Here is a 12,955-nt window from a genome sequence, read left to right as displayed (position 1 = left end):
CCATACACCCTGAAACATATGAAATCAACTATAAATATATTTTTTATATTATTTACAACTGCAGTTTTCTGTCAAATTGGAAAGCGTTTTCCATCAGAAAAAAAGATAATAAAAGATCCAGTTACAGGTCAGGAATTAATTTTTTTAACCACTAAATCAGCAGGAGATTCCAAAACATACCCAACACATCCACAGTGGACGGCAGATGGCGAATGGCTGATTTTTAGAACTAAAAGAGCCAATGGAGATGCCGTTGCAGTTAATGAAAAATCGGGCGTAATGGTTCAGGTTACAGAAGGAGGCTACAGCGGTACATTGTGTATGGCGCAAAAATCGATGAAATTGTATTTTATGCGTAAAGGCGAAGAAAATACAATGAAGATTATGGAAGTAAATCTGGAATCCGTTTTCAAAGATAGTCAGGCAGGAAAGATGAAGCCAGTTTCTGCTTATGAACGTGTTTGTGGAATTACTAATCCAGAAATGGGAGCTTCAGGAGATATGGCTTTGGATGCTGATGAAGACAGGGTTTATTTTAGAATTGGGAAAGAAGAAGCGGCAAGACATTTAGATCCAAATATTAAAATTGAAAAAAGTTTTGGACCAAGAAATATGGGTGCAGGACCAGGTGGAATAAGCAGTATGAATATCAAAACAGGAGAAATTAAACATGTTGTTTCAGTGCCATTTCAAGTTGGACATATTCAATCGAATATTTGGAATCCAGGAGAATTGGTTTTCTGCTGGGAAACTGGTGGAAAATCTCCACAACGCACTTGGACAGTTATGGCAGATGGTACAGGTTTAAGACCGTTATACCCTGAATCTGATTTTGAATGGGTAACGCACGAAGCGGTAATTTCTAAAGATGAGGTTGCAATGGCCATTATGGGGCATAGAAAAATTGATATTCATAAAGAAACTCCAGTTGAAGCTACAGAAAGCACAGAAGTCAGAAATCCTCAAAATCCAGGACAAGAAAGTAACTGGGGAAATTCAGGAACACGTGAAAAACCAACCGGTTTAGCCATCGTAAATTTAAGAACCCGCGAAATGATTATTGCTGGGCAAACGAAAAGTGGCAGTGGTTTATGGCATGTGCACGGTTCGTCTGATGGAAGATGGGCAGTTGGGGATGATTTCTCTAGAAGTTTATACCTGATTGATCGTAAAACCAACGAAATGATAATGCTGACAACAGGTCATAAAGAAACTGCAGCCGATCATGTGCATCCAACTTTCAACAGAGACGGAACAAAAATTCAAATTCAGTCAGCGATGCTTTCAGAAGATAACCGAACTTTAAATATATGTATTGTAAATGTGCCTAAAGAATGGTTGAAAAGAAAGTAAAAATATTCCAAATCCCAAATTCCAAAAATTCCAATTCCAAAAATATAAACAATGAAAAAAGCCTTATTCTGGATTATTTTCTTAACGAATATTATCATTTCATCTGCTCAAAAATCGGGTGGAATGGACGCTGTTTATTCTGGAATACCTTGGTTTGATCAAAACGGAAATATCGTAAGTGCACACGGAGCTTGCATTGTAAAAGAAAAGGAGGCATTTTATCTTTTTGGAGAAGCACATTCAGATGATAGCAATGCTTTTGCTGGATTCAATTGTTATTCTTCAAAAGATCTTTACAACTGGAAGTTTGAAAGTATTGCATTGCCAGTACAAAAAGAAGGAAAGTTAGGTCCCAATCGTGTTGGTGAAAGAGTTAAAGTAATGAAATGCCCTAAAACAGCTGAATATGTAATGTATATGCATGCAGATTCGTTGACTTATAAAGACCAATTTGTGGGTTACGCTGTTTCAAAAAATATCGAAGGTCCTTATACATTTAAAGGTCCAATTTTGTTTGAAGGAAAACCAATAAAAAAATGGGATATGGGAACTTTTCAGGACGATGACGGGTCGGGATATATTTTAGTTCACGGAGGTGAAATTTATAAATTGAGCGATGATTATAAGTCAGTTATAGAAAAGACAAATGAAAATATAACAACAGGTTTCGAATCTCCAACGATGCTTAAAAAAGATAATTTGTATTATTTTATCGGTTCACATTTAACAAGTTGGGAGAAGAACGATAACTATTATTATACTTCCAATTCAATCAAAGGCCCATGGGAATCTCGCGGTTTAATTGCTCCAGAAGGAACACTGACATGGAATTCTCAATCAACATTTGTTTTGCCAGTTAAAGGCACAAAAACAACAAGCTACATTTTTATGGGAGACCGCTGGTCTTTTCCCAAACAGGCTTCTTCGGCAACTTATGTATGGCAACCGCTTACTATTTCGGGAACTTCTTTGAAAATTTCGGAGTATCAGCAAAGCTGGCAAATTGATTTGCAAACTGGAGTGGTAACTACACCCAAAAACGCAGAGCAAATTTTTAAAAATACAGACCAAGAAATTAAATATTCAGGCAATTGGAATCATACAAACGAAAATAGCCTTTCAGAAAGTAAATCAGAGGATAAGAATGCCTCATTTTCAATAAAATTTAAAGGACTACAGATTGGTTTTTCAGGTTTTGTGAGCACCGAAAATGGTTATGCGAGAGTTGTCATTACAGATGAAAAAGGAAAAACGATTACCAGTTCAATTGTTGATATGTACAGCAAAAATCCAATAGAAACAATGGTTTACAAATCGCCGCTCTTAAAAAAAGACAATTATATTTTAACGGTTTACGGAACAGGAGAAAGACCAAACTGGTCAGATAAAAGAAAGTCAATTTACGGAAGTACTGGGAATTATATTTCTATAACGAAAATTGTCATTAGAAAATAAAATAAAAAATAAACAGGATACAATGAAAAAGTTTTTCACTTTAGTTTTTTGCGTTTTAGGAATTACTCAAAATGCATTTTCACAAAAATACAACAATGATAAGTTTCCTGATGGAAGCGAAATTACGGCATGGTTTAAAGATTATACCAAACTCGAACTTAAAAACTTGGGAAAACAGTATAAAATTACGGATTATGGAGTGGGCAATGACAGCACAAAAATCCAAACAATCTCCATTCAGAAAGTAATCGATAAAGCAGCTGCAAATGGTGGCGGTGTTATTGTGATTCCGAAAGGTGTTTTCTTGAGTGGCGCTTTGTTTTTTAAACCTAAAACAAAACTTTATGTAAGTGAAGGCGGTGTTTTGAAAGGGTCTGATAATATAGCTGATTTTCCAATTATGGCTTCGAGAATGGAAGGGCAAAATCTGGATTATTTTCCTGCTGTAGTGAATGCGTATGGAGTGGATAATTTTTCAATTTCGGGAAAAGGGACTATCAACGGAAATGGAAAAAAATATTGGGATGCTTTCTGGGCGCGTCGTAAAGAAAACCCAAAATGCACCAATCTTGAAGTTTCGAGACCAAGATTAGTATTTGTTTGGAATTCGAATAACGTACAGTTTCAAGATGTAAAATTGATTAATTCTGGTTTTTGGACCAATCATTTTTACAAATGTAATAACGTGAAATTGCTCGATTTGTATATTTTTTCACCACATCTTAAAGACAAAGCGCCAAGCACAGATGCTATTGATGTTGACATTTGTACCAATGTTTTGGTAAAAGGCTGTTATATGTCGGTTAATGACGATGCTGTTGCGCTTAAAGGCGGAAAAGGTCCTTATGCAGACCAAGACCCGAACAATGGTCCGAACAAAAATGTGATTATCGAAGATTGTAATTTCGGATTTTGTCATTCGGCTTTGACTAATGGAAGTGAAGCCATTCACAATCGAAATATAATTATGCGCAATTGCAAAATTGAAGGGGCATCAAGAATGTTGTGGCTTAAAATGAGACCAGATACACCACAGAATTACGAATATATTAGAGTGGAAGATATTAAGGGAGAAGCAAAAACAGGATTGGCGGTTTTTGCCTGGAAACAATTCTTTGATTTGAAAGGACGTCCTGATATTCCGCTTTCTTACGGCGACAATGTGACTCTGAAAAACATCGAATTGAAATGCGATACTTTTTACGGAGTAGAAAACGACCCAAATGTTCGTTTGTCTAATTTCACTTTCGAAAACATAAATGTGGAATCAACGAAAACAGATATTGATAAAAGTTTGATAAAAAATGTGACTTTTAAAAATGTATATGTAAATAAGCAACTTGTGAATTAAGGCTCTAAGATTCTTAGCTTCTAAGATACTAAGGTTTTAACTTGAAACTTGAAACCTGAAACAAAAATAAAATGAAGAAACTATTATTAATTCTCACGATTACAACGGTAAATTGCTTTAGTCAGAACAAAAATGCGACTGAATTTTTAATTGCCGATTCTAATCATGCAGTAAATATTTTTATTGATAAAAATACCGATCCATTGATTGTTTGGGCGGTAAATGAACTTGCTGATGATATTCAGGAATTGACAGGAAAACGTCCTGAAATAATTCAGTCTGATTCATTTTCAAAAAAAGGAATTTATATTGGAGAAGCCTCGGATAAACTTTTTAATTCCTTTAAAAATAAAAAAGAATTATCGGGACAATGGGAGAAATTTGTAATTCAAAAAGACAAAGAAAATCTTCTGATTATAGGTTCTGATGTTCGAGGAACGGTTTATTCTATTTTTGAATTGACAGAACGTTTGGGAGTTTCACCGTGGAAATGGTGGGCAGATGTTCATCCCATAAAAACAGAAAAACTTTCATTAAAACTTCCAAATCAAAAAATAATTTCTTCACCTTCTGTGCAGTACAGAGGCATTTTTTTGAATGATGAAGACTGGGGATTACAGCCTTGGGCAGCCAAAACTTTTGAACCAGAAACTGGAGATATTGGACCAAAAACCTATGAGAAAATCTTTCAATTATTATTAAGATTAAAAGCGAATACCATCTGGCCAGCGATGCATCCTTCGACAAAAGGATTTTTTACCATTGCAGGAAACAAAGAAATGGCGCAGAAATATCGTATCGTAATTGGTTCTTCGCATGCAGAACCGATGCTTCGAAACAACGTTGACGAATGGAAACCCAAAATTTACGGCGATTACAATTATTTTACCAATAAATCTCAGGTGGATAAATATTGGCAAGATAGATTGGATGAATTAAAATTAGCGAAAAATGAGACCATCATGACCTTAGGAATGCGTGGTGTGCATGATAGTAAAATGGAAGGGGCAAAAGATTTGACCGAATCGATTGCAATGGTCGAAAAGATTATTCTGAACCAAAGAGAAATGCTTTCAAACACTTTCAAAAAACCGTTACGAGATATTCCGCAAGCTTTTGTTCCATACAAAGAGGTTTTGGAATTATACGATAATGGACTCAAAGTTCCAGACGATATCACGCTGGTTTGGCCTGATGATAATTACGGATATATTCGTCGTTTGAGCAATGAAGAAGAACAGAAAAGAGTGGGAGGAAGTGGCGTTTACTATCACATTAGTTATTGGGGAAGACCGCACGATTATCTTTGGTTGAGTACCACACAGCCAGGTTTGATTTGGTATGAAATGACAAAAGCGTATCAAAACGGTGCAAAAAAAATGTGGATTGTAAATGTCGGCGATATAAAACCTGCAGAATACGATACAGAATTATTTTTGGATTTGGCATGGAATATCAACAGCATCAAAGCAGACGGAATTAATCAATATCTTAAAGATTGGTCGGCGAGAGAGTTTTCGTCAAAAAACAGTTCTGAAATTAGTGCTGTATTGGAAGAATATTATCGTTTAGCATTCCTTAGAAAACCAGAATATATGGGCTGGAGTCAAACCGAGCCCACAACGCAAATAAAACTTTCAGATTTCTCCCAAAAGGAAATTTGGAATAGAATCAAGGCTTACGATAAACTGATTGAAAAAGTGGATAGTCTTTCATCATTTGTTCCACAGGAACGAAAAGACGCTTGGTTTCAATTAGTTATTTATCCTGTAAAAGGAGCAGCTTATATGAATCATAAGTTTTTATATTGGAATTTGGCTGCGATAACTTCAGATGAAAAAGAAAAGGCAAATAATGAGGCTTTGGCTTCAACCTCATATAAAAAAATAGAAGAACTTACAGATTTCTATAATACCAAATTAAGTGATGGGAGATGGAGTAAAATGATGTCGATGCATCCTAGAAATCTTCCAGTTTTTGATTCGGTTAAAAAGCCAGAATTCATTAAAAAAGAACAAAAAAATGCAAAAAGCAGAGTTGCAATTCAGGCCAATGCTTTTGTGTTAGAAAAAGGTTTTAAAAATTATCAATGGAAAACCATCAACGGATTGGGCTATAGTAATAATGCGATTACTTTATTTCCGTTTAAGCAACAGTATTTTAAAACAGAAAAACCTTTTATAACCTACGAATTTGAGATTAAAACTGCTGGAGAATATGAAGTAGAAGTACGTTTACTTCCAACACATGCCAATAATTTTGACCATGAAATCGGAATTCAATTGGATAAGAATTCAGTGCAGTTTTTTAAAACGAATACAAGAGACAGGGAAAAAGCATGGAAAGAAAATGTTTTAAGAAATAGTGCCATTGTAAAACTCCTTGCAACGAATTTAGAGAAAGGAAAGCATACTATTAAAATAGAGGTTAACCAAACAGGGATTGTATTAGATCAATTGGCAATCTACCCTTCAAGTGAAGGAGGTGCTTATGAAATTCCGTTTCTGAAATAAAATTTATAAGGAGCTATGTTATTTAGTATGCTTTGCATTCGGCATATAAAATATAACCGCAAATTGCACAAATTTTCGCAAATTAATCTGTGAAAATTTGTGCAATTTGTGGTTAAAATCAAGTTTATAATTGTTTTATTTCGGGATTTCAATATAATCCTTCAAATTGCAGTTTTTTAGTTTTTGAATGCTTTCAGCCACAGTAAGTGCATTAAATGCTGCGCCTTCGGCTCCCGTATGTGTATGGTCTTTAGGAAAAAATGCTTTTACTTTTTCTTTTCCTAAAGCCTCGTATTTTGTGGCTACAATGTCATTTAAATCAATGTAAGGAACATTCTCTTTATCGGCAGCTATTTTAGACCAATTTACGTAGGTGTCTGTTCTGCGTTCGGCTTTGTCGTTTGGCCATTCGTTTCTTGGTGTCAGGCTTACCACAATCGGAATTGCGCCTTTTTCTTTGGCTTCTTTAATGAATTTCACCATATACCACCCAAAAGTATGTACGATTTCTTTTGAGCCGTCTGGACGTGTTACTTCTTGTGTTTCATCACCATTTCCTTTTAATGAACCTCTGAATTTTTCTTTATCAATATCCCCAGCATCGTTGTGTCCGAATTGGATGATTACAAAATTTCCAGGTTGCAATTGGTTTTTGACTTCATTCCATAAACCTTCATATTCAAAAGTTCTAGTGCTTCTGCCACCACGCGCTTTGTTGATTACTTCAATTCTGGTCGTATCGCAATATTGAGGAAACGGCACACCCCAACCCACAGCATCGGGATTATTATTGTTGTTTGCCATTGTTGAATCACCAATTAAGAATAATTTTTTCTTTGGCGGAAGCACAATTTTCGGATCTTTTAAAATATAATTTTTTAGAGAATTTTTACTTGCTTTCAATTCATTAATAATAACAGAAGCCGAAAGGACCGCACCTTTTGCAGAAGTATGGGTGTGATCTTTTTTGTAGAAATAAGTACCCGTTACTTTGGATTCACCTAATTCCTCCATTTCCAAAGCCATTTTTTCATTCAAATTGATGAAAGTCACTTTTTCTTTTTCAGCAATTTGTTTCGCCCATAAACCGTATGATTTATCATTTCGAGGCACTTTTCCTTCTTTCCAATCGTTTCTAGGAATTGGTGAGCAAATAATCGGAATAGCTCCCTTTGATTTGGCTTCACGAACTACTTTCTGAATGTACCAGCCGTAGCTATGAACGGTTTCATGTTTTTTGGTTAGAATATTGTCGATTTCTTTTGTTTCATTTCCAATTCCTTTTATGGTTCCGCGAGCGCGAATACTATCGTTTATTGGGCCGTCGTCATTATGTCCAAACTGAATTAAAACATAATCACCTTTTTTAAGTTTGTTCAAAACAGCAGTCCACAAACCTTTATCCTGAAAAGTTCTGCTACTTGTTCCGCCCAAAGCATGATTTTCAATGTGAACTTTTGAAGTGTCTAAAAACTGACCAATATAATCTCCCCAGCCCCAAAGTCCGCCAGCGCCGTCACCTCTTCCGTTTTTAACGGTTGAATCTCCTACCATAAAAACGGTTGGTTTATTGTCTTGTTTTGGAGTAAAATTGAATAATAAAACTGCCAATATGAAGGTGAAAAATATTTTATATAATTTCATATTTTGAATTATAAATTACGAATAATGTTGTACATGTTTATTTAACCGCAAAGTTCGCAAGGGTTTACGCGAGGAGCGCAAAGCTTTGCGAACTTATTTTTTTCAATATAAACAGCTAAAAATCTTAGTGTTCTTTGTGGTTAAAAGATTTTAGTTTTTAAAGCTGAAACAAATTAATTATTTCTAAAATCAAACCACAAATTCATTTTAATACCATCATCACCACTTTTGATACGGATGTTTGTTGGCTGACTTTGAGGTCCTTGTTGTTCCAAAGGTTTGAAATCTCTCATCGCCGGAATTTCATACATAAACGAAATATCGCCTTCTGGAAATGCTGGTTGTGGATTGCTTCCAGGAAAACCATTTTTAGGCAATTCTGGAGTAAATAATCTCAAGAATAAATTGTCAGATTCACTGAAAACTTTAAAAGAAGAAGCGCCTGCTTTTAAGTTTGCTCCCAATAAATTGGCGTGATAACCTTTGAATTCTGGATAAATTAAATTTTCAAAACTTTCGCCTGTAATTGTATTGTTGTAGTCTTTCTCCCAAATGCCGTAAGTTGTTCCTTTGATTCTGTTTTTCCAAACATGATAAGGGCCTCTTCCAAACCATTTAATTCCTTTAACGTCTTTTTCAGGAAAACTAAAAGTGATTCCGAACGAATTGATTTTATCTTCAAAAAATGCTCCGTCAAATCCGTCTGCACCGTTTGCTCTTTCATTTTTTAGAACAATCATTTCCATTTTAAATCTTCCATCAGCTTCCATCGTCCATTTTATGGTTGAAATTCCACCAACATATGAAACCAAACAAACCGCTTTGTCGCCTTCTTGTGAAACCTGAATGTCTTTTAATTTCGCTTTCATTCCAATAGGACGTGGACCATTTGTTAATGGAATAGTTGAAGTTCCGTTTTTAACAGAAGTAATTTCTCCGTTCGCAGCATTCAAAACAACCGTAACGTCGCTTCCTTTCAAAGTAACTTCAGTTGTAGTTTTTACTGCCGATGCCTTTGCTTTTGTATTTTCTACAGCTAAAAATTTATTAGCATAGAATAAAGCTTTGTGAATAGGCCAAGTCCAAGTATAAATTTCTTTTCCAAATTGATCAAAAGCTGAGATTGATAAAACATCACCGTCCGCAAAGTTGCTCGGAACAGCCAGTTTAATTTTGTGTGTTTCCCCTGGATCAATGCTTGGAATTTCGATTTTTCCAGATGCTATTTCTTTGGCAGTTCCATTGGTATAAAGTACATTTTTATCCGATTGCAACACTTTGAATTCCATTTTGCAAGTATTCAAATTGCTGAAAAGATAATCGTTTGTAATCAAGAAAGAACCATCAAAATCTGGTGTAACTTGTTTTGGCTGAAACTGAATTGGCGCCCAAACTTCTTTTACTGTATAATAACTTCCTTCTCTTTCACGATGTGGCCCTAAAATTCCGTCAGCAGCTAAAGAACCTTTCGAATCAAATTTTACATCGCCAGTCCAATCTGAACGCAATACGGCTTCGTCCAACATCGCCCACATAAAACCTCCAGCAAAAAGTGGACTTTCTTTGTAACGATTCCAGAAATCTTCCAGAGCTGCTCCATGTCCGTTATCATAGGTTCCGTGCATGAATTCAGTTGGGAAAAATACATTCTCACCAGCATTAAAACGGTGCATTCCTGTTAAATAAGTCGGGTAGTGATGTGTGTCCCAACCGTTAAAATCTGCCCAAGGATGAATAACGATTCTTTTTTGCGGATCATATTGTTCAAAAACTTTGTCTACATCGTAATTCCATCCGCCTTCGTTTCCGTTATCCCAAATAATTACTGATGGATGATTGACATCTCTGGTCACCATTTCTTTAACCAATTTGGTTCCAGTTTCGGTGTCATAAGAGTTTTGCCAGCCAGCCAATTCATTCAAAACAAAAATCCCCAAAGAATCACAAGCTTCAAGGAAATGCGAATCTGGAGGATAATGTCCTCTAACGGCATTCATATTCATATCCTTAATTAGTTTAGCATCCAGTAAACTAATACGTTTGCTCGTACTTCTTCCGCCTTCAGGCCAGAAGGAGTGACGATTAATTCCTTTCATCACGATTTTGGTGCCATTTACATAAATTCCGTCCTGTTTTTTGAACTCTAAAGTTCTGAAACCAATTCGTTTATTATATTCATGAATTATAGTTCCATTTTGTTTTAAAACCAATTGTAAGTCATATAAATTAGGACTTTCCGGATTCCATGGTTTTATGTTTTTCCATTGTGCAGCAATACTTTCTTTGTTGCTTTTTGCTTTTATAGGAAAAGTAAAAGTTTGAAAATTCTCTCCGTTTAGACCTTTTAGAGTAGCTTCTAAAGTAGCATTTTTAGAAATATTTTTAAGATTCAGATCCACTGTAATCGAACCATCCATTTTGGGATTCACAGCAATATTTTCGATATGTGCTTTTGGAGAAACTTCCAACCAGACTGGACGATAAATTCCGCCAAAAAGCCACCAATCGGCTCTTCTTTCGGCTGCATTAACCGATTTGTTTGCCGAATGTTTCCAAACATGAACTTCTAAAGTATTTTTTGAACCATATTGCAACAAAGACGAAATATCGTATTTAAACTCATAAAAACCACCTTGATGAATGGCTCCAGCCAGTTTCCCGTTGATTTTTACTTCAGTATCCGTCATTGCTCCACCAAAAGCAATCAAAACTTCTTTTCCTTTGTACGATACAGGAACCTCAAATTCATATTTGTATAAACCTTCTTCTTTACTTGGTTCTTTCTGATTGAGTTCTTTGTACCAGCGACCATAGGTATATTCGCCAAATCCTTCTAATTCCCATTGTGACGGAACATTAATTTTTGACCAGGTTTTGCTGTTATTTCCATCAGTACAATAAAAATCCCATTTTACAGGATGTTCAAAATCTTCCCCCGAAAGATAGATTTTGTCGGTTTGTTGGGCGTTGCTGTTTTGGGCCAGAAAAAAGGCAAACGCGGCAAGTGAGAGATTTTGGATAGTGTTTTTCAGTAGCATAGTAAAGTTCTTTTGATGGTTTAATTGCCATCTGGTTTAACAATTTCAAAACGTGCACTCATTGGAAGTGTCCAGCTTGAAATGAAATTTGGTTTCTTCGGATTATAATCTGGTGTTTCTTTTTTGATTTGTTTTTTTAGTGGAATATCCAATTCGCGAATTCCTTTTAAAACGCAAAGTGCAATCTCATTAGCTCCAAAACTATTAAAATGCGTGTTATCATCCAACGCTTTTACTTGTCCCGGAAAAGTATTAGCTGGATATTGAACAAATGCTTTTCTGGAAGGTTCGTCGCCCCATGTTTCGTATAAATCGGTTGTTATTTTAGTAATATCAATCAGGGCGATATTATTTTTTTGAGCAACTGCACGCATTGCAGCAGGAAAATCTCCATGTGTTTCTTTTAAAGTACCATTTTCATTGAAAAACCTGCGTTGTGTTGGCGTTACCAAAACTGGAATCGCGCCTTTTTCTTTTGCCGAATTTGCAAACTCAGTCAATAAATTCGAATAAGATTCCCAAGGGCCATTTCCTTCACCTTTTATTTTTTCGTCGTTATGTCCAAATTCTACAAACAAATAATCTCCCTTTTTGATTTCAGAAAGTATCTTTTTCAGACGATTAGCACCTTTAAACGAGCTTAAAGAAGAACCCGAATAAGCATAATTCGCCACTACAATATTTGAATCAAAATAATTTGTAATGAATTGTCCCCAAGAAGCCCAAGGCTCAACATCCTGATCGGTAACAGTTGAATCGCCAGCCAGATAAACGACAGTTAAATTGTCTTTTCGCGTTATTTTGATACTTTGAATAGCAACTTCGCCTAAAAATTCAAGTGTTAGCTTATTGTCCCAGTTTAAAATCTCTTTCTCACGATCTTTTAGACTAATGTTGGTTTGATTGTCTATTTTAATATTTCGAACATTAACATTAAAAGTTTGCGTTGCTTTATGTCCTTTTTCAACCATAAAATGAGCAAGCATCAATCTTCTTGATTCCGCTTTTATGGTTACATTCGATGCTTTTTCAGTGCTTCCCATAACGACTTCAATTTGATAGTTTCCTTCTGGGACAGCAACAGAAAAGTAAGTAGGTTTATTGCTTGAAAAGCCATCAGAACTGAAACTGACATTGGAAGTTGTGTTGAAATCAAATCCATAACCTGTTTTTTCTGAAAAAGATAATGGTTGATGAATTGTGATATTCTTTTTGTTTTTAGCCGTTTTTCCAAAAACAAAAGAAAAAGTTTTCTCTGAACTTTTTACTGTATCACTTTTGCTTTGCGCTAAATTGATTTCAGTATTGTAAATACTATTTGAATGCATAGCGAAGAATTGTTGTGGAGCTGCTGCAAATAGTAGGATCGATAAGAAAGTGTTAATTTTTATCAACTTTTTTTAGGATTTTGATTTTTATATTTTCAAATGTAATTGTTCAGTTTTAATATGGTATCCTGTACTATGATGTTAAAAAATATTAGGAATCTCAAAAAAAACATAGTTATTCTGTTTGGTTAATCAGGTATGTACAGGATAGAGTACCATAAAAAAATAAAGAAATTGCAATATTATTATGGATTTGATAATATAATGACAGAA

The 12,955-nt window shown here is 35.2% G+C and carries 7 protein-coding genes; 4 read left to right on the top strand and 3 right to left on the bottom strand.

The annotated features are described in order from the left end of the window. Window positions 1–18 precede the first annotated feature (18 nt). The 4 genes from VGE71_RS04995 (at window position 19) to VGE71_RS04980 (ending at window position 6,672) form a co-directional block, all read left to right on the top strand. Window positions 19–1,353, top strand: a complete 1,335-nt coding sequence (locus VGE71_RS04995; protein ID WP_331137310.1) for a hypothetical protein — start codon at window positions 19–21, stop codon at window positions 1,351–1,353. A gap of 51 nt (window positions 1,354–1,404) precedes the next feature. Further along, entirely contained in the window at window positions 1,405–2,808 is a 1,404-nt protein-coding gene (locus VGE71_RS04990) for a family 43 glycosylhydrolase (protein WP_331137309.1), read from the top strand. A gap of 22 nt (window positions 2,809–2,830) precedes the next feature. After that, window positions 2,831–4,159, top strand: coding sequence for a rhamnogalacturonidase (locus VGE71_RS04985; protein ID WP_331137308.1), 1,329 nt, complete (start codon window positions 2,831–2,833; stop codon window positions 4,157–4,159). A 71-nt stretch (window positions 4,160–4,230) separates the two neighbouring features. Beyond that, a complete protein-coding gene (locus VGE71_RS04980; RefSeq protein ID WP_331137307.1) occupies window positions 4,231–6,672 on the top strand; it encodes a glycosyl hydrolase 115 family protein in 2,442 nt (813 codons plus the stop codon). A 135-nt stretch (window positions 6,673–6,807) separates the two neighbouring features. On the opposite strand, the gene VGE71_RS04975 is transcribed toward VGE71_RS04980, so the two are convergent. The 3 genes from VGE71_RS04975 to VGE71_RS04965 all read right to left on the bottom strand — a co-directional run bounded on the left by VGE71_RS04975 (window position 6,808) and on the right by VGE71_RS04965 (window position 12,748). Beyond that, window positions 6,808–8,316 (bottom strand): rhamnogalacturonan acetylesterase, encoded by a 1,509-nt coding sequence (locus tag VGE71_RS04975; RefSeq protein ID WP_331137306.1) that lies wholly within the window; start codon window positions 8,314–8,316, stop codon window positions 6,808–6,810. Between the two features lie 173 nt (window positions 8,317–8,489). Then, on the bottom strand, window positions 8,490–11,354 hold the full coding sequence (locus tag VGE71_RS04970; protein ID WP_331137305.1) for a glycoside hydrolase family 2 protein: 2,865 nt from the start codon (window positions 11,352–11,354) through the stop codon (window positions 8,490–8,492). Window positions 11,355–11,374: 20 nt separating this feature from the next. After that, entirely contained in the window at window positions 11,375–12,748 is a 1,374-nt protein-coding gene (locus VGE71_RS04965) for a rhamnogalacturonan acetylesterase (RefSeq protein WP_331137304.1), read from the bottom strand. Window positions 12,749–12,955: the final 207 nt, after the last annotated feature.

Source organism: Flavobacterium sp. (assembly GCF_036405015.1).
GTDB lineage: Bacteria > Bacteroidota > Bacteroidia > Flavobacteriales > Flavobacteriaceae > Flavobacterium.
The sequence above is the reverse complement of the archived record's forward strand: the minus strand, read 5'-3'. Positions and strand labels throughout refer to the sequence as shown.